This is a genomic window from Chryseobacterium sp. HNCC26DJ240 (assembly GCF_057180485.1).
The window spans coordinates 25379-47776 of record NZ_JBXUGK010000009.1 but is presented as its reverse complement, the minus strand read 5'-3'; the positions used below and the strand labels follow the sequence as shown (position 1 = coordinate 47776).

General features: G+C 36.6%; 20 protein-coding genes. 3 read left to right on the top strand and 17 right to left on the bottom strand.

The window, feature by feature from the left end; translation table 11 throughout:
• Positions 1-96: 96 nt before the first annotated feature.
• Genes AC2A1G_RS17895 through AC2A1G_RS17885 form a run of 3 tightly spaced genes read right to left on the bottom strand, consistent with a single transcriptional unit; the run spans position 97 to position 1968 of the window.
• Positions 97-708 carry a hypothetical protein gene (locus AC2A1G_RS17895; protein ID WP_484048258.1) on the bottom strand — a complete coding sequence of 204 codons (612 nt, stop codon included), beginning with the start codon at positions 706-708 and terminating at the stop codon, positions 97-99.
• A 56-nt stretch (positions 709-764) separates the two neighbouring features.
• On the bottom strand, positions 765-1520 hold the full coding sequence (locus AC2A1G_RS17890) for a DUF2490 domain-containing protein (RefSeq protein WP_484048257.1): 756 nt from the start codon (positions 1518-1520) through the stop codon (positions 765-767).
• 1 nt (position 1521) lies between these two features.
• Positions 1522-1968, bottom strand: coding sequence for a PepSY-like domain-containing protein (locus AC2A1G_RS17885; RefSeq protein WP_484048256.1), 447 nt, complete (start codon positions 1966-1968; stop codon positions 1522-1524).
• Between the two features lie 318 nt (positions 1969-2286).
• Between AC2A1G_RS17885 and AC2A1G_RS17880 the strand changes: the two genes are divergently transcribed.
• Positions 2287-2715 (top strand): cupin domain-containing protein, encoded by a 429-nt coding sequence (locus tag AC2A1G_RS17880; RefSeq protein WP_484048255.1) that lies wholly within the window; start codon positions 2287-2289, stop codon positions 2713-2715.
• 313 nt (positions 2716-3028) lie between these two features.
• Here the strand turns inward: AC2A1G_RS17880 and AC2A1G_RS17875 are convergent, their stop codons facing one another.
• From AC2A1G_RS17875 to AC2A1G_RS17855, 5 genes are all read right to left on the bottom strand, one after another.
• Entirely contained in the window at positions 3029-3838 is an 810-nt protein-coding gene (locus tag AC2A1G_RS17875) for an HAEPLYID family protein (RefSeq protein WP_484048254.1), read from the bottom strand.
• A gap of 196 nt (positions 3839-4034) precedes the next feature.
• Complete coding sequence (locus AC2A1G_RS17870) at positions 4035-5312, bottom strand: sensor histidine kinase (protein WP_484048253.1); 1278 nt, start codon at positions 5310-5312, stop codon at positions 4035-4037.
• Positions 5309-5986 carry a response regulator transcription factor gene (locus tag AC2A1G_RS17865; RefSeq protein ID WP_484048252.1) on the bottom strand — a complete coding sequence of 226 codons (678 nt, stop codon included), beginning with the start codon at positions 5984-5986 and terminating at the stop codon, positions 5309-5311. The genes AC2A1G_RS17870 and AC2A1G_RS17865 overlap by 4 nt, the downstream gene beginning before the upstream one ends.
• Positions 5987-6045: 59 nt before the next feature.
• Positions 6046-6483, bottom strand: coding sequence for a hypothetical protein (locus AC2A1G_RS17860; protein ID WP_484048251.1), 438 nt, complete (start codon positions 6481-6483; stop codon positions 6046-6048).
• Positions 6484-6742: 259 nt separating this feature from the next.
• Positions 6743-7225 carry a hypothetical protein gene (locus tag AC2A1G_RS17855; protein ID WP_484048250.1) on the bottom strand — a complete coding sequence of 161 codons (483 nt, stop codon included), beginning with the start codon at positions 7223-7225 and terminating at the stop codon, positions 6743-6745.
• Positions 7226-7652: 427 nt separating this feature from the next.
• Between AC2A1G_RS17855 and AC2A1G_RS17850 the strand changes: the two genes are divergently transcribed.
• Together AC2A1G_RS17850 and pelA are read left to right on the top strand one after the other, a co-directional pair.
• A complete protein-coding gene (locus AC2A1G_RS17850) occupies positions 7653-8837 on the top strand; it encodes a DUF4861 domain-containing protein (RefSeq protein ID WP_484048249.1) in 1185 nt (394 codons plus the stop codon).
• 11 nt (positions 8838-8848) lie between these two features.
• On the top strand, positions 8849-9871 hold the full coding sequence (pelA, locus tag AC2A1G_RS17845; RefSeq protein ID WP_484048248.1) for a pectate lyase: 1023 nt from the start codon (positions 8849-8851) through the stop codon (positions 9869-9871).
• Positions 9872-10078: 207 nt separating this feature from the next.
• Here pelA and AC2A1G_RS17840 read toward each other — a convergent pair whose 3' ends face one another.
• From AC2A1G_RS17840 to AC2A1G_RS17800, 9 genes are all read right to left on the bottom strand, one after another.
• Positions 10079-12553, bottom strand: a complete 2475-nt coding sequence (locus AC2A1G_RS17840) for a glycoside hydrolase family 95 protein (protein WP_484048247.1) — start codon at positions 12551-12553, stop codon at positions 10079-10081.
• Positions 12554-12806: 253 nt separating this feature from the next.
• Positions 12807-13712: an alpha/beta hydrolase gene (locus tag AC2A1G_RS17835; protein WP_484048246.1), complete on the bottom strand. Its 906-nt coding sequence runs from the start codon at positions 13710-13712 to the stop codon at positions 12807-12809.
• Between the two features lie 263 nt (positions 13713-13975).
• Positions 13976-14875 (bottom strand): alpha/beta hydrolase, encoded by a 900-nt coding sequence (locus tag AC2A1G_RS17830; RefSeq protein ID WP_484048245.1) that lies wholly within the window; start codon positions 14873-14875, stop codon positions 13976-13978.
• A gap of 43 nt (positions 14876-14918) precedes the next feature.
• Complete coding sequence (locus tag AC2A1G_RS17825) at positions 14919-15260, bottom strand: cupin domain-containing protein (RefSeq protein WP_484048244.1); 342 nt, start codon at positions 15258-15260, stop codon at positions 14919-14921.
• A gap of 240 nt (positions 15261-15500) precedes the next feature.
• A complete protein-coding gene (locus AC2A1G_RS17820; protein ID WP_484048243.1) occupies positions 15501-16238 on the bottom strand; it encodes a rhamnogalacturonan acetylesterase in 738 nt (245 codons plus the stop codon).
• A gap of 99 nt (positions 16239-16337) precedes the next feature.
• On the bottom strand, positions 16338-17315 hold the full coding sequence (locus tag AC2A1G_RS17815) for a pectinesterase family protein (RefSeq protein ID WP_484048242.1): 978 nt from the start codon (positions 17313-17315) through the stop codon (positions 16338-16340).
• A 203-nt stretch (positions 17316-17518) separates the two neighbouring features.
• Complete coding sequence (locus AC2A1G_RS17810) at positions 17519-18424, bottom strand: alpha/beta hydrolase fold domain-containing protein (RefSeq protein ID WP_484048241.1); 906 nt, start codon at positions 18422-18424, stop codon at positions 17519-17521.
• A 381-nt stretch (positions 18425-18805) separates the two neighbouring features.
• Positions 18806-20467 carry a glycoside hydrolase family 28 protein gene (locus tag AC2A1G_RS17805; RefSeq protein WP_484048240.1) on the bottom strand — a complete coding sequence of 554 codons (1662 nt, stop codon included), beginning with the start codon at positions 20465-20467 and terminating at the stop codon, positions 18806-18808.
• A 172-nt stretch (positions 20468-20639) separates the two neighbouring features.
• Positions 20640-22280: a glycoside hydrolase family 43 protein gene (locus AC2A1G_RS17800; RefSeq protein ID WP_484048239.1), complete on the bottom strand. Its 1641-nt coding sequence runs from the start codon at positions 22278-22280 to the stop codon at positions 20640-20642.
• Positions 22281-22398 lie beyond the last annotated feature (118 nt).

The following is a 22398-nucleotide window of genomic DNA, read 5'->3' as shown; positions in this document are numbered from 1 at the left end:
TTTTGGGAGATAATGCAATTTAGAAATAAAACAGATATTGACAAAATGGTTTTCCGGAAAGGGACTGAGAATGCAGTAACGAAGAACTTTTAATTATTAAGATTCTACAATCAAAATTAAGTTTGTTTTTCCATCTTTTGATTTATGAATTTCAATTCCACTTAAATCTAAATCAGATAAATCATGTCCCCAAATTCCGTATTTGCCATCGGTTTCGTTTCTGTTGATTAATCCTGTTCTTTTATCTGAAGGAATTGTTTTTGTTTTAGCGGTTGCCTCTTCTTCAGCATAAATTTTATGATAATTTTTACTGATTTCAAGAACTAAATCTTTTCGTGTAAAACCTTTGGGGCTAGATAATTCAATTGTTGCAGGTTTTTTTAATGGATAGTCAATAATTAAATTAACTTTATTTTCCTGGATAACAATTTCATCTGGATTAAGCAATTGTCCGATTTCAGCCTGAGTATTTTCAATACTAATCCAAGGAATTATGCCTTCCGGCCAATCTGCTTTCTGCTCCTCGGTTGCAGAAAGTTCGAAACTGATTTCAGAAATCAATTCTCCTGTTTCATTATAAATTTTATCAAGCTGTGCAGCTTCGTTTTGCTGTATTTCTGTAATGGATTTTTCACTGTTTGATTTTTGGCCTTCGCAACTTGACATTGCTAGCATAAGACAGAAAAAGGTAATTTTGTAATTGTTCATCTGTGTAATTTTAAGGTAGTTTACTTCTCTCAAATATACAAACTTTCCTAAATTTCTCAATCCCTTTTCTTTCCATTAAAAACCAAATCCAGCGCGAGATAGCTCACATTATACGGATGATTTCCTCCCACAAGATTATTCATATAACCAATATCAAAAGTCACCGAAGAATTTTTTGGAGTGACAGAATAATAGGCTAAAAACCGGCTTTCATGATATTGTAAATCAGTCCATTCTTTTGAAAGCGCGTCTTTTTCAGTTGAAAATAATTGTTCCGAACTTAAAATCAGTTTTTTGGAAGCATCTTGGTTTAAACCGATACTTAACTGCAACCGAAGTCGGGTTCTTAAGGCAAAAGATTCTGCGTCCTCCAAGCTTTTTGGCGCAAAAAATTTCCTGAATTCCTGTCTGAAAGTCGGTGTTATTTTGAATTTTTTACTTTTAAAAGCATAAGATAATCTTCCGTAAAACCTGATTTCCTGTTGATCAACAGTTTTTCCGTTGGAAGGAATTATTTCTTTTTGATCTCTCAAACTTAAAGCAAAAGAATATTTCAGATTGTTCTTCAACTGATGGTAAAATTCCTGATTGAGAACAAAAATTGCAGGTTTTTCAATTGGGTTTAAAGAGGTTCCGCTCGTTCTTCCCATTCCGAAATATGTCATCGACTGCCATTTTTTATTCAGTTTTTGTTTAAATCCCGCAGCAAACCAGCTCGCCGTTTTAGAATGTCCCAAACCCGGCGGACTGATCTGTGCAGGCAACTTTGTTGCAAAAAATAAGACGATGAACGTGCTCATTAAATTCTTCATCTTAATCTTCTTTTTTCTGCAGAATTCTTCCCTGAGCGTCAAAAACAACTTTCCATTCGGTGGAATAATTTTTCAGCTCGGCTTTGTACATTATTTTTCCATTGTCGGAAATTCGTTTTACATCATCCACTCTGTATTCTGAATAATACTTATTGATGGTGGCTAAAACCGATTTCGGAAGATTGTTTTTGGCAATCTCTTCTTCATGAAAGACCATTTTCCCATCTCTTGAATAAAGAATTTTATGATCATCTCCTAAAAATCCGGTTTCAAATTCCACTTCATAAAGATTGCCTTTAATTTCCCAATCAATGTCTGAAGCTTTTGGGAAGGACTTTTGAAAATGGTTTAAAATGACCGACGGAACTTCATTCTGATGAATATCCTGTGCTGAAAGCTGGTTAAAACTTAAACCTAAAATGCTGATTGCTACAATTAAATTTTTCATAACGTAAATTTTATACAGCTAATTTCCGACACGATTCTGGAAACATTTGGGAACAGGATTTTAAATCGAGCATTTGTATTTTTAAACCATTAAGATCTATTAAGTTGTGAAGTTTAATTAAGAGAAATAAATTTCTTCAGAATTTGTCTCTCGCTGATTAGAAAGATTTAGCAGATTAATAAAATCAGCTTGATTCGCAAAATAAGCGAGAGTATAAGTTTTATCTCTGATAAAATCCTTGCGTCTTACAGTTTGAAGTGATAAAGAAAAATCTTGCGCCATTGCGTTTAACCAATATTTTTCATATCATTACAAAGTATGGAAAGACTAAAATATATCACAGCAATATTAATGTGCATTTTGTTTCAACAGACTATAAATGCACAGAAAACCAAAGAACCCATCAATTACACCATTGAAAATTGTGTCAATGAATTTGATGTTTCAAAAGCCACAAAGACCAAAGTTGGGTATCAATATTATTTTGGAGATAAAAATTTCACAGAAGAAAATACCTTGAAGATGAGTATTGTAGAACCCGGAAAATCTACACACGCTCCACACCGTCATCCTGAAGAAGAATTTTTTTATATTCTGGAAGGAAAAGCAACATTCTATTTGGACGGAAAAACAAAAACAGTCGGTCCGAATACAAGTTTGTATTGTCCGCCCAACTCAGAGCACGGAATCAGCAATGCCGGAACTACTGATTTGAAATATTTGGTGATAAAAAAAGACTTAAAGTAATTTTTCATACTGATTAAACAATTAATGAATTTCCTTACTTAAAATAACCTAGTTTTACAGTTTGTTTGTCATTCCGTAGGAATCTCAACACACTGAGAATAAAACCGTATAGATTCCTACGGAATGACAAAGTGGCTGCTTATTTTACATTCTGACAATCATAAAACAGATTTAGCAAATTTTTAGATCAGCTTTATCAGCAAAATATGCGAGAGCTTTAATGTTATCTCTGATAAAATCCTTGCGACTTAAATTTTGATGTGATAAAAAAACACTTGCGCCCTTGCGTCTAACCAAAAATGTATCAAAAAAATCAAGGCTCATACACCAATCTAAAAAAAGAAGAATTGTTCTCATGATCATGATTCAAAGGAATTCCTGTGACAACGCCCACCGCAAAATGAGAATCCAGCTTGATTTTAACCTGCGGTCTTAAAGTCACAGCCATTTTCCCATGACTGATTTCCTTATTCACTTCCACGCCAATAAAATGACTTGTATTCGGAAGGGTGTACATCACAGAACTGTTGATTTCCCAATCTACCGTAGTTCCATTTTCTCCAAACTCATGCTGAATTGCGGGATAAGTATAAACCAAAGTATGAATACTTGAACCCCATCTTTTCGCCGCCACAAAAAACGGACTGTACGTTAATCCAGTAATGAATTTTCCTTTACTATAATTTTTAAAATCATGAAATTCTAAAACCTGTGTATAACCAATTGCTAGAGAAGTTTTAGCCTTTTCTGAAACAAAAAAAGAATACTGCGCAGAAAACCGGATTCCATCCAAACGGTTTCCTGGGATTTGTTCTTTCGATGTCCCGTTTTTTGGACTGAAAAATGAAAAATCGGTTTCCACTTCAAGACCTAATCGGTTGATGGGAGCAAATTCATATTCTGCCAAATATCCGTTTTCTCTGTAATTTTTAGTGCTTGAAAAATCGGCTCCGATGTTGAATTCTTTTTCGCCTTTTCTGGCTCCGAGATCTCTCACCAAATCCTGAAAAATGGGTTCTGCATGAGAAACTTTTACGGGTTTAGATGAAGTTTGTGACATTGCTAAAAAGCATCCCAAAAATTGAATATTTCCTAGTATTAAAATCTGTTTCAGTGTTTTCATACTGCAAATCAACAGCACGAATCGGGAAAATTTTGGGAAGAAATCTGGAAAGAAATGGGAATTTGGATTTTTTGGTAAAAAGTAAAAAGTAAAAAGTAAAAAGTAAAAAGTAATTTTGCCTAGCTTCTAGCTTCTAGCTTCTAGCTTCTAGCTTCTAGCTTCTAGCTTCTAGCTTCTAGCTTCTAGCTTCTAGCTTCTAAAACTTCACTTTAAACTCATGAATCTCTTCTTTAAATTCATATGAAACAGAAAATCCATACAACTCAGCAATCGCTTTTACAATCGCCAATCCCAAACCGGTTCCTGACTGATTTTCTTTATTTTTCTGAAATCTCGTAAAGATTTTTTCCTGCTCTAAAGTTTTCGGAACTCCTGTGTTTCTTACTATTAAATAATGTTCAGAAATTATAACTTCAACTTTTCCGTTTTTGATGTTGTGGAAAATAGCGTTTCGCAGAAGATTGGAAACGATGATATTCATCAAAGCTGAATCGGCATTTACTGAAAGTTTTGCATTTTCTTTAGATGAAATTTTAACCTCTTTAAAATCGGCAATGTCTTCAAGATCATTAATGTTTGTAGTGACGATTTCGTTTACTGAAACTTCTTTGTTATCAAAAAACTGCTTGTTTTCAATTTTGGTTAATAATAAAAGTGATTTATTAAGACGAACCAGTCTTTCTATAATTTCTAAAATTTCCGCAATTTTTTCTGCCTGATTGTCGGTGAAATTTTCTCTTTCCATCAACAGTTCGAGCTTACTGATGGCAATTGCCAAAGGTGTTTGAAGTTCGTGAGAAGCGTTTCCGATGAATTCTTTTTGTTGCTCATAAGTCTTTTCGCTGTAATCCAAAAGTGTGGTCACAGCATCCTGCAAATCTGAAAATTCTTTGGTTTTAGTCTCTGCTTTCGGGAAATTTTTTCCAGCTCCGAGGCGGTAATTTTTTAAGTCATGAAGCAAATCGTAGAATGGCTTCCACAATTTTTGAAGCACTAAATTGTTGATGACTAAAATGCTGAAAATCAAAAGTACATACAAACCTGCGGCATCCCAAAGCAGCTCTTTCACAAGGTCATCTTCTTCAACCATATTGTTGAAAATTTTCAGCTCATAAAAATTTCCATTCTGTTCAAAAACGGTCGTTAAAACCCGTACAGGTTCCAGTTCGGGAGCTTCGTCATCGGCATCCTGGGCGTAAATTTCGGTGTCTTCGTAGGTATCTTTAAAATTCAGCGCTTCTTTTTTACTGATAGGATTTACCGAAAAAAAACCTTCATCAAACGTTTTCTGCTGCAAAATCGTGGAGTCTTTTTCGGCTCTGGAAACAATCTGTCGTTTGTAATTTTCTAGCTCTTCATCAACACTGTCTTTAATTTCGTCGAGCATATTAAAATAAAACACGACCGACCAAAGACTTACGATAAGCAATAGCCAAGACATGAGGTGGAGAAGAGATCGGTTAAGGAGTTTCATTTTTCTTTCAGTTTGTAGCCGATTCCGTAGATGGCTTCGATTTCGATTTCAGCGTCGCTTTGCTGAAGTTTTTTTCTTAAATTTTTAATCTGATAATAAATAAAATCAAAATTATCTGCCTGATCGATATTGTCGCCCCAAACGTGCTCTGCCAAAGCAGTTTTCGTTACCAAACGGTTTTTATTGAGCAGGAAATAATTCAGAATATCAAATTCTTTTCTGTTGAGCGCAAGATTTTCTCCATTTACCGTCAACGTCCGTTCTGTAAGATCCATTTCAAGATTGGAAATTACGATTGAATCTTTTCCATCGAGGTTTTTTCTGCGCAGAACGGCTTTTATTCTGGCGTTGAGCTCGGCATTATGGAAAGGTTTGGTTAAATAATCATCAGCTCCGAGTTCAAGACCTTTCAATTTATCATCCAAAGAATCTTTTGCAGAAATAATAATGACGTTTTCAGATTTCCCCAAATCTTTCAACTGTTGTAAAAGCTGAAGTCCGTTTCCGCCGGGAAGCATAATGTCTAGAAGGATACAGTCGTAATTATACAAACCAATTTTTTCACTTGCGGCATCAAAATCTTCGGCAGTTTCAATAAGATACTGCTCCTGAACCAGCGAATCACAAATTGATTTTAAAAGCTCTTTTTCGTCTTCAACAACAAGGATTTTCATGCAACAAATGTAGAGAATGATTCTGGAAAGAGTTGGGAATTTGGAATTAAACTCAAACCTTATCTCATCCAGCCTTCAACAATATAATTTTTCTCAATTATTTTGTATTCAGTTTTGTTATTAGGTTTATACCAAAGTTCAATTCTTGCTCCATATTTATCTCCCCACGAACCTTCATAAATTGTAAAATCTCCAGAATACATTTGTGATTTTGGCTTTTCCACAACAATTTTCGAACGTTCGTTTATCTGTTCTGCTGACAACCTATCGTTTGAAGTTGTTTCAAATGCTTTAATGTAAAAATATCCTGCCTCTTTTGGATGATAATTTGTGTAAAAATGATAAATTCCTGGTTGCCAAATTTGCGCTAGTCTAAAATCGTTTTGCTTTAAATCTTCTTCTTTTAATTCTCTGTCAACAGGTATCTCAAATTTTATATTTTTTGGAATTGTTTTGTATGCACCGTAGAAATCTGGTTCTGAAAGTATAAAATACACTGAAACGGAAAAAAACAAAAAAGCCGAAACAATAATCTGAGGAAACAGCAGATACCATTTTTAATAACGATTTGAACAATTGCAGAAATTATGTTACCCAAAACATTGAGATAGAAAATGGCTAATGAAAGATCAACGACGTTGTCTTTTTTCAGAATCATTCCCAATTCGAAAATCGTGTAAGGAATTAAATAAGCAACAATTGGAATCCACCAAACATGAAAGTATTTTTGTAAGTATTTCATTTAAGTATTTCAATTTAAACCTTATTAAGCTGCTCTAAAAATTGCTTTATTTCATTAGATTTCTGCGTACCAATCAACAGTTTTTTACCATCTTTAAAAACGAGTTGAAGTCCTAAATTTCCTGAAATATTATAGGCTCTACCGCGTCCGAAAAATCCAAATCTTAAGCCCCAACCTCCGTAATCCATTAAAGGAGAATATTCTCTTATGTAAGCTTTATCAATATTTTTCCACGGGAAATATTTGAACTGTAAATGGAACGGAAATAAGCGGACTCTGATCCCCAATTCGTCGATTTCTGTTTCTAATTTAGTGAAGAAAAAGAGCAGGAAAATGAATACAGATACTGATGAAGTGATGATCAATTCTGTTGTGGAAAAATACGCTGCATTTTCGATTAAATTATAGAAAGAAAAACCTACGACAAATAGGATAATCAGCCAAAGCCACCATTGTCTGAAGCGCTGTATTTCGTAGAATTCGGCTTTCTCGGTCATTGGATTAATTTTATTATAAAGGTAAATATTTTTCTTTTGCCTTGCTGCAAAAGAAACAAAAAATCAAGACTGGAAATTCCGGCTAAAATTTCAAATGATTTTCTAAAATTTCCAAACTCGGGCGGAAAGAACGACTTGAAATTTCAAAGGAATATTGTTTCCGCCACTCAAACAGTGGAAATTTTTTAACGAAAATAATTTAAAATTTCTTCACGCCTCCATTTCCTAAGTCATCAACAAAATCAGCAAAAAGTTTTTAAATTTTATCGAAGATAAAATCCTTGCGCCTTAGAGTTTGAGATTGTAAAATTAAAATTGCGTCCTAGCGATTAACCATTTTTACCTCAAAACCGTTTTTAAGAAACATTTAAGGTTTTAAATCTAATAAATACTCAGAATATTTTTACTTTTGATAAAACTACATTTTATGTTCAAACAAAAAATATGGAAACTGGGTTTAAGTTGTGCAATCGTTTGCATTGCTGCGGATTTTATGAATGCGCAGACTTCAGTTCAGGTTAAAAATACTCAGGATTTTGCAAGAAATGAAGTCGTTTCTGTTTCAATCAAGCAGTTGAAAGCATTTTTAGGGAAAAATAAAGCAGAAGATTTAAGAATAAAAGATGCCCAAAACCAATATCTGCCGATTCAGTGGATCGATAATGACGGCGACGGAGAAAAGGATGAACTTCTTTTTCAGGCGAAACTGGATGCGAAAAAAACAAATTCGTACACAATCATTGCCGATGCAAATATACCAATTCCTGAAAGTCCGGTGACAACGTATTCCAGACTGGTTCCGGAAAGGGTGGATGATTACACGTGGGAGAATGATAAGGTTGCGTTCAGGGTTTATGGTCCGAAAGGTCAGGCAGAAGCTCTCGCAAAGGTGAAAGGAAGCACACTTTCCAGCGGTGTTGATATTTGGTTTAAACGAACTGAAAAATCGGTTATTAATGAATGGTACAAAGGATATCTGACTGATCCGATGTATTACCACAAAGACACAAGAGGCGAGGGTTACGATCCTTATCACGTTGGTGACAGTCGCGGAACGGGCGGGATTGGAATCTGGAAAGACGAAAAACTTCAGGTTTCCCAGAACTTTGTGACTTCAAAAACGATTGCAGAAGGTCCGTTGAGAACTGTTTTTGAACTGACATATGCACCGTGGAGCGAATTTGGAGTGAAAGAAACCAAAAGAATTTCGCTTGATTTAGGTTCGAATTTTTCTAAGTTTGAATCGATCTTTGATACTGAAAAACAAGTTCCCAATTACACGGTCGGAATTACTTTACATAAAAATGAAGGCGAATCTAAACTCAATGATCAAGCCGGATATTATCTGCACTGGGAAAAAATCGATGATGCTTTTGTAGGCGAGGGAATTGTTGTAGATCCTAAAATTGTTCAGAAATCTATGGCTCACAAATCTGAAACTCCGGACCAGAGTAATTTGCTGGTTGTAACGAAACCTCAGAAGAAACTGACTTATTACGCAGGATTTGCATGGCAGAAAAGCGGGCAGATTCAGACCCAGAAAGATTGGGAAAATCTGTTGCAGAAGCAGGCGAAAATTGTTGCCAATCCGCTCATTATTACTCTTAAATAATTTTAAAAAAAATGATCAATTTAAAACTGACTGTAGCTTCATTTTGTCTGATAACATCAGCATTTTCTGCGCAGGTAAAAGATACTTTAGCCGAAAAGATGATGGTGTATCAGCTTCCGAACGGCGGTTGGGGAAAACATAACAGCGACAAAAAAAATGTAGACTACACCAAAAAAATAGATGCAAAACTTTTAAAAGTCATCAAAGCCAACGATAATGATCTTGCGACGATTGACAACAATGCAACGTCAAAGGAGATTAATGGTTTGATAAAGGCTTACAGTACCACAAAAAATCCTGCATACCTGAAATCTGCTGAAAAGGGAATTGAGTATTTGCTCTCTATGCAGTATGAAAACGGTGGTTTCCCGCAGTATTTTCCGAACTCGGCGATTTACAGAAAGCAGGTGACGTACAATGACAATGCAATGATTAATGTACTGACGATTTTGTACAATATTTCTGAAGGAAAAGAAGGCTTTGATGCTGTAAATTCTCAGCTAAAAGAAAAGTCGAAAGTAGCTTTGCAAAAAGGGGTTGCCTGTATTCTGAAAACGCAGGTTTTGCAGAAAGGAAAGTTATCGATTTGGGCAGATCAGTACAACGAAGTCACTTTGGTACCCGAAAAAGCCAGAGCTTTTGAACCCATGTCACTTGCAACCGGAGAGTCAGTGAATATCGTGAAATTTCTCATGATGCAGCCGGTAACTCCGGAGATAGAAAAGTCGATTAGATCAGCCATTCAATGGTTTAAAGAAAGTAAAATTGACGGTTATACGTACAATGTTTCGAGAGACAGTGAAAAAGCAATCCGTACTTTAAGCAAGAAAGAAGGCTCAGCAGTTTGGGCGAGATTTTACGATATTCCCACAAATAAACCTGTGTTTGGCGACCGTGACGGAAGTGTGAAATTCAATTATGAAGAGGTTTCCGAAGAACGCAGAATGGGCTACAGTTGGTACAATGAAGCGGGAACAAAACTGGTAGAAAATGAATTTCCGAAATGGCTGAAGAGGAATAAAATGTCTCAATAATTAAAAAACCTCATAGGTTTTTAAAACCTATGAGGTTTGATATAAAAACGGATCCTGACGCTGGATTGCATCAGGATTTTTTATGTTGCTGTCTCACGCAGATTTTGCGGATTTTGCTGATTTTTTCTTCGATTACTTTTACCTAAAATTAGACTAAAAATTCGTGTATTCGTGGCAACAAAAAAAATCCGTGAAATCTGTGCGAATCTACTTCGCTTCAAAATTATAAACTCCGCCTTTTTCAGTTTTAAAATCAAACGTTTCCGTTTCCGGAACTGCAAAACCTTTCAGCTCTGCTTTAGCCGATTTTAAAGGCGTTTTTATCACATCCACCTGATAATATTCGTTGGAATTTGATTCTTTTGCTGAGGTTAAATTTGTTTTGGATTTTAAATTTAAACCTTTTGCCACTTTGATTCTTGCATTTCCACCTAAAGCCGATTTTACAATTAATTTCGTCAGCTTGGAATTTTTCCAGTCCATATCGATTTCAAAACCGCCTCTTGCTTTCAGACCTTTCACAGAGCCGTTTGGCAATGCGTCGGGAAGTGCCGGCAAAAGGTAAATGTATCCGTCATAGCTTTGCAACAGCATTTCAGCAATTCCCGAAGTACAGCCGAAATTTCCATCAATCTGAAACGGAGGATGTGCATCCAGAAGATTCGGATAGGTTCCTCCGGATTGTCCTTTGGTTTCAAGCGGAGCAGGAGTTAACTGGTCTGAAATGAGTTTAAAAGCACGGTTTCCATCCAGCAATCGTGCCCACCAGTTCACTTTCCAGCCCATCGACCAGCCTGTGGATTTATCGCCTCTGAAAATCATTGAATTTTTTGCCGCTGCCGTTAAATCAGGATTTCTAAAAGGTGAAATCTGTCCCGATGGAAATAAACCGTACAGATGCGAAATATGTCTGTGTTTATCATCGGTTTTATCCATATCAGTCAGCCATTCCTGCAACTGACCGTGTTGCCCGATCTGCATTGGAGGAAGTTTTGACAAAGCCGATTTCACTTCATCGAAAAGATCTTTATCTGAATTTAAAATTTTGGAAGCATTAATGAAATTATTAAACACATCAAAAACCAACTGATTATCCATCGTAGTTCCAGCGGTGATGCTTACGTTTTTAAAGTATTTATTTTCAGGAGACATTGATGGAGAAACCACGAGATATTTTTTTGAAGGATCCTGTTGAAGAACGTCTAAGTAAAACAAAGCGCAACCTTTTAAAGCTTCATAATTTTTCTTTAGAAATTCCTTGTCTCCGGTGTATAAATAGTGGTTCCAAACGTGTTGGGTAAGCCATGCTCCGCCCATTGGCCACATTCCGTAGAAACCGCCGTCTACAACTCCTGTAATTCGCCACAAATCGGTATTGTGATGCATATTCCAGCCTCGTGCTTTGTACATTTCCTTGGCAGATTCCTGTCCGGTCACCGAGAGATCCTGAATCATATCAAATAACGGCTCGTGCATTTCGCTGAGATTGGTATTTTCTGCCGGCCAGTAATTCATTTCAGTATTGATGTTCACCGTGTATTTGCTATCCCAGGCAGGATTTAACTGATAATTCCAGATTCCCTGAAGATTGGCAGGCTGCGTTCCCTGTTGTGAAGAAGAAATCAAAAGATAACGCCCAAACTGGAAATACAAAGCCACCAAATCCGGTTCCTGTGAATTTCCGAACTCTTTAATTCTAATGTCCGTCGTTTTCTTCGCCTGATCGGTTGTTCCTAAATCTAAACTGACACGCTTGAAATATTTCTGATATTTCGCAACGTGAGCTTTTAATTCATCATTGTATTTTTTGCTTAAAGCTTTATTTAAATATTCTGAAACTCTGACATCGGGATTTCCGGAAAGGTCATTGTACTTTTTGAAATTCGTAGCAATGGAAACGTAAATCACAACTTCATCGGCATTTGAAATTTCAAGTTTGTCTTTTGTTGAGGTTAGTTTTCCTCCTTTTAAAACAGGAAAAGCAACCGTTTTAAATTTAATTTTCCCGGTTTTATTATCCACTGAACCGCTTGTTCCGTTAATGACCAATTGGTTTTTCTCTGCAAAAATTGAATTGATGAGATGAGGAGTAGAAGCGTTGATATTGAAATTTAAACTTCCTTTTTTGCTGGAAGTCAGCTTAATCATGATCACATTATCGGCAAAAGAAGAAAATATTTCACGCTTGAAAATCACGCCGTTTACCTCATAAGAAACTGTGCTGATTGCCTTTTCAATATCTAAAGTCCGTTTGTAATTTTTAAAGTTTTCATGACCTTTAAAATCCAGAAACAAATCGCCCATCGTCTGGTACGGCATTCCATAGTTCAAATCTTTTGGAGCCTGCCTCGGATAGGTTTTATTGGTTAAATCCTGTGCTTTTTCAAACTGACCTTCATTGATCAAACGACGGACTTTCTGAATGCTGTCGAAAGTATTTTTCGGAACATTGTTTCCCGGCTCGCCTGCCCATATTGTTTCTTCGTTAAGTTGCAGATGTTCCTGAACTGCACCTCCAAAAACCATCGCACCCAATCTTCCATTTCCTACGGGTAAAGCTTCGTTCCAGTTTTCTGCGGGTTTGTTGTAGGTTAATTTAAAATTTTGCTGTGCAAATGCCGAAACAGAAATGAGCGTTCCGCAAGCCAGTAAAAAGATTTTATGTTGAATGATTTTTAGCATTTTATAAATTTTGATGATGATTTGATTCGATGTTTTTTTAACGCAAAGATTTTCTTTTTAGATGCATAGTTTAAGGAGCAAAGAATAATCAATGAATTGATTTTAAGCTTATGTGTAATTTCTTTTAACAAAAAAGAAAAAAGTTTAACCAAAGAATATGTTTCAAGCTTCATCAGCGACTTGTCGCAACCTTTGCTCCTTAAAATATTAAAGATAATCTTTGCGTTTAAAATTATTCATCACTCATTATTCATCACTTATTACTCATACTCAAAAGCCAGTCTGCGCAGATTTTCTTCCAGTTATCTGTCAGTTCCGTTTTATTCGAAATTCCAATATTGTGTTCGCCTTGTGGGAAAATGAACATCGCACCTTTCACTTTATTTTTAATCATCGCCTCATAGTATAAAATAGAGTTGATTACCGGCACAGCGTTGTCGTTTTGAGCATGAAACAAAATCGTTGTCGGTGTTTTTTCTGTCACACGATTCTGCATAGAATATTCTTGGATTTTTTCTTCGGAAGCATTTTCTCCCAAAAGATTCACCCGACTTCCTTTGTGTGCAAATTCGCCTAAATCGATAACGGGAGAAACGAGAATCGCAAAATTTGGAACTGTTGAAATGCTCGTCCAGTCGCCTTTCATTTCAGTATAATCTGTTGGAATATTACTTGCCATAGCAGCAAGATGTCCGCCTGCTGAAGTTCCTAAAACTCCAATTTGGTCAGGAGAAATTCCATATTGAGCGACGTTTTTTCTGATCAATTTTATTGCAGCCTGGATATCCTGTAAAGGCCCGATTTCTCTTTGTTGTAAATCCGGAGAAGTTGGTAATCTATAATTTAAAACAAAAGCTGAGATACCTAAAGTGTTCAGCCATTTTGCATAGGAATATCCACCCAAATCGTAAGTCAAATGCCTGTAACCACCGCCAGGAATGACTATGATGGCCATCTTTTTCCGTTCTTCTTTTGCAGGGAGAAAGGCAAACATTTCAGCTTGCTGAATCTGTGTAATTCTGCCTTCTTTTTCTTCAACAATATTTAATTTTAAACCTTTGGAATTGGGCATTGTACCTTTTTCCCAAACTGCAATTTTCTGTTGAGCTGAAATTTGAATTCCAATAAAAATGCTGAATATAAGGATGAAGTTTTTCATTGATTAAAATTTGTTTAAATCTAAATTACTGACACTTTTTTAGTTAATAACAAATTTGTTTTGATGACAAATCCGCAGCCCGACTTGAACGGAGCTCTTTTTGTGAGGAGAGATCCTTCGACAAGCTCAGGACAGGCTAGCAAAAAAGCGGGAGTGGAAGGCATAAATGAGAAAAAAGCGCTAGCTTTTGTCGAAATTTACGAACGAAGTTCATGGCTGTCCAAATCAATTGCTCATAAATAATTTTTATTACTCATTACCCATTATTTATTACTAATGGTTTCAAGCCAGTCAGCACACAGTTTTTTCCAGTTTTCGTTCATAGGATCTTTATCAGTCACGAAAAAACGGTGGCCACCTTTCGGGAAAATAAACATCGCACCTTTTACTTTATTTTTTGTCATTGCTTTGAAATAAAGAATACTGTTCATCGCAGGAACCGCTGTGTCGTCCTGATTGTGAAATAAAATTGTTGGCGGCGTTTTTTCTGTTACTCTATTTTGCATCGAAAATTCTGCAATTTTATCTGAAGAAGCGTTTTCTCCAAGCAGACTTTCGCGACTTCCTTTATGGGCAAATTCTCCAAAGTCGATGACCGGACAAAAAAGAACCGCAAAATTCGGGATGGTGGAAATTGCAGACCAATCGCCTTTTAATTCTGTATAATCTGTTGTGATATTGCTGACGCTTGTTGCTAAATGACCACCAGCAGAAGTTCCGACAACTCCGACAAGATTTGGCGATATTCCCCATTGTGAGGCATTTTTTCTGATGTATTTTATGGAAGCCTGAATGTCCTGCAACGGAGCAATTTCTCTTTGAATTAAATCGCTTGATGTAGGCAATCTGTAATTTAAAACAAATGCGGAAATCCCCAAAGTGTTCATCCATTTTGCAATCTGAAAAGCACCTTCGTCATACGTTAGCTTCGAATAACCGCCGCCGGGAATGATGATGACCGACTTTTGGTTTCTTTCCTTTGCGGGAGGGAGAAAAGCAAAAAGTGCGGGTTCTTTCAGTTCTGCCAGTTCTTTTTTCTTCTTTGTTTTTGAAGCCAGAATTTTGGAATTGGGCATTTCACCTTTTGGCCAAAACGATATTTTTTCCTGAGCTGAAAACTGGATAAAAGAGAAAATAATGGTTAAAAAAAATACTTTTTTCATTGGTGTTAAAATGATAAACCTATGAGGTTTGATTTTATAAAATTTAATCTTTCAGAAAATCCTCTCTAAACGGGGTAAATGAATCTATTAGTTTTCCTGCTTCCAAACATTTTACACCGTGGAAAATATTGGGTTGGGCAAAAAATCCGTCCCCTTTTTCGAGGATTTTGGTTTCGCCGTCGACGGTTACTTCAAATTTTCCTTCGGCAACGTAGGTGATTTGCGAATGAAAATGTTGGTGTAATGTTCCGATCGCATCTTTCTCAAATTGAACGATGACCATCATGACCTGAGAATTGTATCCTACAAACTGTCTGGAAACACCGTCTCCCAAGTTTTCCCATTCGGAATTGCCGTCGAAAAATGGTTCTTTTTTGAAATTCATTTATTATATTTTTGAATTTTAGTAATTACTTAAAAACACATACACTTTGTCATTCCGTAGGAATCTATACATTTAAATGTTGCTGAGATTCCACGCTACACTTCAGAACTTCGTTCGTAAACCTTCAGTTTATGCTCTGAATGACAAACTAAGTGTTGATTTTTTCTCTCGCAGATTTTGCAGATTGAGCAGATCATTTTTGTATTAAATCTGTGAAAATCTGTGCAATCTGTGTGACATTTACTTAATATATTTTTCCAAACCTGTTTTTAAATCCTTCAAGGATTTTACTGCAAGTTTAGCAACAGTTTCTGCACCTAATCTTGATAAATGCGTGTCATCCGCTTTGTCTTTATCGTAATACGGATTTTCTCCTGCTTTAAAATAAAGGTGTAAAAGTTTTGATTTTTCAGGACCAGTAGCAATTTCCATTTGTTCGGTTAATAACTGCATGTCGACGAAAGCAACTTTCATGTCGTTTGCCACCATTCTTACCACCAAAGGATAATCTGTGTGGGTGTCGATTAAAACTCCATTCTCGTTAAAGTTTCTTCTTGTAATTGAACTCATCAGGATTGGCGTGGCACCTTTTGCTCTGGTCTCATTCACATATCTTTCCAGATTGGCTCTGTACTGTGTATGCGGATTGGTGAATTTTGTTGAATCTTTCAGTTTTTGGTCATTATGACCGAACTGGATGATTACGAAATCACCTTTTTTTAATTGTTTTTCAACTTTATCCCATCGACCTTCAGTCCTAAAACTTTTTGAGCTTCTGCCGTTCATGGCGTGGTTTTCAAGTTCAATATTTGGAGTCAAAAACTGTCCTAAAACTTGTCCCCAACCGTGTTCTGGGTTTTTATCGGGATTGTCTTTGTTGGACATGGTAGAATCGCCAATCAGGAATAAAGTTGGTTTCTTTTGAGCAAATGTGAATGTCGAAATTACAATGCTTAGAATTAAAAGTATTTTTTTCATTTTTAAATTGATTTGTTTGGAGATGCTTCGACAAGCTCAGCATGACATCGCTAATACTAGCTGTTATAATTAAATAGCTTTGAGATTACTCATTACCAATTACTTATTACTCATCTCCGGTTTCCAGTCTCCGAAGATATTTTTTATCGTGTATTTTTTTGCTTCTTTTTTTGTCAATTGATGCGACCATGCAACACGATTTTCGGTTTTTCCGCCTTCACCTTTGCTGTTGTATTCGGCATAATAAGCCGTTTTGTCTTTGTCAGGAAACATTTTGTCGCCTTTCCAGGGGTTCCAGCCTTCAGGAAGGATGTGATTTCCCATTTCGGTATTGATGAAAACTGTTTTTGCGTAAGGCCTCCAAGGTCTGCCCAAAAATACTTTGTTGATGCCTTCTTTCGCAATTAATTTACAGTCAAAAAAAACATAACCAAATTCTTTGCTTTGATCGGTGGATGCTGCTGTAATGTAAGAATTGGCCAAACTTTTTATCGTACAGTTTTTGAAAACTACCGTTGCCGAACCGAAAATAAAATCTGTTGTTCCTTCAATAAAGCAGTTTTCATAATATTGTCTGCTGTGATTTCCACCTGTATAAAGCGTATCCTGACATCCCAGAATATTAGAATTTTTGACGGTAAAACGGTCACCTTCCACATGAAGTGCAACAGCCTGTCCCTGATTGCATGAAGAATTTTTTATGGTCAGATTTGAAATTTTAACATCATCTGACATCACCAAAAGTGTGTATGAATTGAAAGTTGTCATTTTTTCATTCAACGCATCCATTTTACCAGAATAATCATCGTTGGTGATGATTGTATTTTCCTTGCTATCGCCCTGTAATGTAATTTTATGTTTTGAGGAAGGAATCACAATTTTTTCATGATATTTTCCTGCTTTTATTTTAACCAAAGCCTCACCCGGACCCAAATCTCTGATGGATGTAATCGCTTTCTGAATAGAAGTAAACTGCCCGCTTCCATCTTGTGCAACAGTTACCGTGATGTATGGATCAGTTCCTGCCAATAGAAAATTGGTAACAGAAATGAAAAGTATTAAAAATAATTTTTTCATAAAACTTTTTTAATGTGAATGTTTACTTTAACGCAAAGATTTATTTTAAAATCTTTAAACTTTAAGGAGCAAAGGATGCGAACAAGTTGCTTAAGCTTGAAAATAAACATTAGCTTAAAATCAATTTATTGATTATTCTTTGCTCCTTAAATGTTTTCAATTAAAATAAATCTTTGCGTTTAAATTTTGCCTAAACCTAAATCTTACTTCAAATGTTTGTCTAAAAACTGTAGTGTCAAATTTAAAGTTTCTGTGAACCAAGGTTCTGCAGACCAGAATGAGTGTGGAGTATCTTTGATTTCATGAACCTCTGTCGGAGTATTAAAACTTCTCAGTTTCTTCATCATGTCGTCCCTTCCTGCGTGAAAGCGAGGTTGAGAACTGTTGATGAAAATAGTGGGAGGCGTATTTTTATCTACAAATTCCAATGGTGAAGCATCTTTCCATATTTCGGGATTGTCTTTGTGAGCATAGCCCAACCAAAAAGCATCATAAGTTCCTTCTTTCCCGGATTCTTCATGAATAAATGACACAACACCATCAACATTGACGATTGTTTTGATTTTACCCTTAGATTTTACGCCAACCAAAGTAGCGATTTGTGCTCCGGCTGATTCGCCTAAAATCCCTATTTTCTTAGTATCGACAGCATATTTTTTTCTGTTTTTCTTTAAAAATTCAATTGCATTATTTACATCATCAATTGCGGCAGGATATTTTGCTACTTCGCTCAATCGGTAACCCACGGCAATCGCAACATAACCTCTTGAAGCCAATTCCTGAGCCATGTACTTCTCATTTTCCTTACTTCCGGAAATCCAGCCACCGCCGTGAACCAGTGCGATTGCCGGATATTTTTTGGATTTGTCGAGAGGGTAGTAGATGTCGGCTTTCAGGGAAAGTCCGTTGATATTGGCATATTCTACATCTTTATCAATTCCGATGTTGGGCGGAACCGGTCTGTTCAGCGGAGTGATGAACGGATGTTTTTTCTTTAGTTTTTCATAAGTTGCTTCGTTTGTGTAAGGAGTAGCATTCGGCTTTGTCTGACCGAATGCTGTTGCTCCTACAAAAAAAACAAAAAGAAAATATAGTTTGTAAAAACTCATTTTTAAATTAATTTTTAACCACAAATCGCTAGATTCGACGAAGTCAAAAGTCACAAAAGTCTTTTGCAGTTTTTAAGTTTAAAACTTTGAAAATACAAGTTCAAAAAAGTTTGATCTAACCACAAAAGTTTTTTGACACATTAGTTAACTTCAAGTTTAAATGTTTGAGAATATTTAGAACACATCAGTTGAAAAATTAAAATTTTTCCTGTGTGTTGAATTCTCATCAAAATTTCAAATCTAATATTCTATCTTGATAGGATTGCATCCTATCCTTTAGAAAATCGTCCCTTTGGGACTTTGAATCCCAAACTTCAAATTCAAATCTCAAATCACTAAACCCGTATCTCGAATCTCAAATCTCAAACGTCAAATCTCAAATTACTTCACCGCATTCTTCGCAATCTCTTTCGAAATGCTCAGTTGCTCGCCTTTTACGTCTTTCGGAAGTTTTACCGATGTGGTTTTTGCTCCCAAAACTTTGATGGTTGGTTTTTGATCTGATTCCAGTTGTAAAGTGGAAAGATCGATATTCTTACTGTTTAAAATCGTTGTGCCGGTTCCTTCAGAGTATTTTAGTTTTACATTCTTCAGCTGAATTCCGTCTGCGTCAACGATGGTTAGACCTTTTTTAGTTTCAAACTGAGAATCTTCAATCACGATATTTTTAAGATTCATTTCTGCCAAACCGAATAAAGTAATTGCCTCGTCAGAATTGGTTGCTGTGATATTTTTAAAATAAATATTTCTGAAAACCGGCGTTTCTTCCGTTACCGGATATACTTTTTCAGGAGCTTTATTTCCTTCCGCTTTTTGTCCGTCTTCCAAAACAGGTGAAGCACCTTCGTAGAACATATTGAAACCAATCGTCTGCGTCGGAATGTTGATCATATCGATGTTTTTGATATAAATATTTTCAACGACACCACCTCTTCCACGGGTAGTTTTGAAACGAAGACCAATGTCTGTTCCGATGAAAGTACAGTCTGAAACGTGCATATTTCTCGCTCCACCAGACATTTCACTTCCGATTACAAAACCTCCGTGACCGTGGTACACCATATTATTTTTGATGATCACGTTTTCAGTTGGCATTCCTCTTTTTCTTCCGTCTTCATTTTTCCCTGATTTAATGCAGATCGCATCATCTCCAACGTCAAAAGTATTGTCGTAAATCAGAACATTTTTACACGATTCCAAATCTACACCGTCACCGTTTTGAGAATACCAAGGGTTTCTAACGGTTAGATTTCTTAAAATTAAATTGGAAGTCATCAATGGATGAAGGTTCCATGCAGGAGAATTCTGGAAAGTCGGACCATCCAAAAGTACCTGATCGCAACCAACGATACTCACCATTACCGGACGAAGGAAATCTTTCACAGATTCCAGTTCAGCTTTGTTGATTTTATCTGGAACATTGAAGCTTGAGCTGCCTTCAAATCCTTTTTTATAGCTTTCAGAAGGGTACCATGTTTTACCATCTTTGGAAACGATTCCGCCTGAAGCAACGAATTTTTTCCATTCCACTTCAGATAATTTTGATTTTTTCACGGCTCTCCACGCGTCACCACTTCCATCGATTACTCCTTTTCCGGTAATGGCAATGTTTTTTGCGTTTCTTGCAGAGATTGGAGACTGGCAGCGGATGGTATTTAAACCTTCAAAACTTACGTCTACCAAAGGATAATCGCTTTTGTCTGTGCTGAAAATAATCATGGCACCGTCTTCCACATGAAGATTGATATTGCTTTGCAGAACGATAGGTCCGGTCAACCAAAGGCCTCTCGGCACAACCAGTTTACCGCCACCTTTTTTTACCAAAGCGTCGATTGCTTTTTTGAAAGCTTCCGTGTTTTTTACACTTCCGCCCGAAACACCTCCAAAATCTTTGATTGATACGGTATTTGCTGCGAAAGAAGTTTCCACAACTTTTGGCATTTTAAACTCAATGCCTTTGTAAATATCTGTATTTTGAGCGTAGAACTGTCCCGAAAACATCATTGCCGCGACAAGACCTATTATTTTGAATGACTTTTTCATTATATATATTCTTATTTATTTTTCTATTGTTGATTTTTCTAAAACCCGTTAGGTTTGGTATTTTATTTTTTGTTTCCCAACGATTTCAGCGACTTTCAAAAATTTTATTGAAAATTAAATTTCAATTGATGTGCAATCATCTGTGAAAATCTATGAAATCTGTGTGAGATATTTAATTTTTTGTTATTCTGAAATATTCAAAATCTGCGTAGCCACCACGGTTTGCTTTCTGTGTGCTTACAGAATATAATCCCACTTTGGCACCGATCCATTTTCCGGGTTTTGCCTGGAATGGTTCACCTGCTTTGATGAAATTTTTACCGTTTTCGCTGTAACTGAACGTACAAATTCCGTTCGGCTCGCTGACGTTGACTTTAAAATATGCTTCGTTTCCTTTCAATTTGGTTTCAAACAAAACCTTTTCTTCGCCGCCTTTTTCGGCCTTTTCGGCTTTTCTCAACTGAACGTAATATCCGTCAGTTTTATTGGTGATGACAATCGATGCGTGATCCATTCCCATGACCAAAAGTCCGGCAGTTTTTCCTTCCTTGGCATCTTCGGGAGTTAACTTAACTTTCGTAGAAGCTACAAAATTCGGAGCAGGAAATTTTTGAGTCAGAAGATTTGGAACGTTCCAAAGATTTTTATCGTTTTCAGCCATTTTCATGGAGAATAATCTCAGAAATTTCTGTCCCGGAAGTTTGGAAGACCAAACTATGTTTTCGTTGGCACTCCATTGCCACTGCAAACCTAATTTTTCACCATCAAACTCATCCGTTTCAGCCGGAGTTACGACAGGATATGTTTTCCCGACGTTTGGTTTTTTATAGGTTAAAACCGGCTCGCCGATGCCATTTTTATCGTTGTCGACGCCCATTACTGGCCAGTCTTTTTCCCATTTCATCGGCTGCAAATGCACTATTCTTCCTCCTGCATCCACATCCTGAAAATGGTAAAACCAGTCTTCTCCCGAAGGCGTATCCACCCACGCTCCCTGATGTGGACCGTTGATTTTTGTTTTTCCCTGTTCGAGAACTATTTTCTCTTCGTACGAGCCGTAAATATTTTTTGATCTTAAAACCAATTGCCATCCTGTGGCAACACCTCCAGCCGGAGCAAAAATGTAGTAGTAGCCGTTTCTCTTGTACATTTTCGGACCTTCAACGGTAGGATGTGCATCGTGACCATCGAAGATATGAACTCCTTTATCCAAAACTTTTGTTCCTTCAGGATTCATTTTATTTAAAGACAAAATACTTTTCACTCCGGCGCGGCTTCCTGCCCACCCGTGAACCAGATAGGCCTGTCCGTCCTCGTCCCAAAACGGACAAGAATCGATTAAACCTTTTCCTTCCATTACCAAAACTGGCTCGTCCCATTTTCCGAGTGGATCTTTGGTTTTTACCATGTAAATTCCGAAATCGGGATCTCCCCAGTAAATGTAAAATTCGCCTTTGTGAAAACGGATTGCTGGTGCCCAAACGGCGTCACCTCTTCTAGGAACTGAGAAATGCTCTTTAGGCAACACATCTTGAATAGCATAGTTCACCAATTTCCAGTTGACCATATCTTTTGAGTGAAGAATTGGCAATCCGGGAGCTTCGTTGAAGCTTGAAGCGGTCATATAATAATCATCACCAACACGCGTTACGTCCGGATCTGAATAATCTGCGTACAAAATAGGGTTTCTGTAATTTTTTCCCTGATCGGCAGTCCAGACTTCTGAAACGTATGGTTTTTCCTGTGCATTCAAGTATGTTGATGCAATGGAAAATACGGTGATTGAAAGTATATTTAAAATTTTGTTTGTCATAAAATCAGATTTTTGGTCTGGTTTGTTTTTAACGCAAAGAGCGCAAAGATTTTTTTTAAAACTTAATGTATATTTTTAAGTTCGCAAAGGCGTTTGACTTCGTCGAATCTTCGATTTC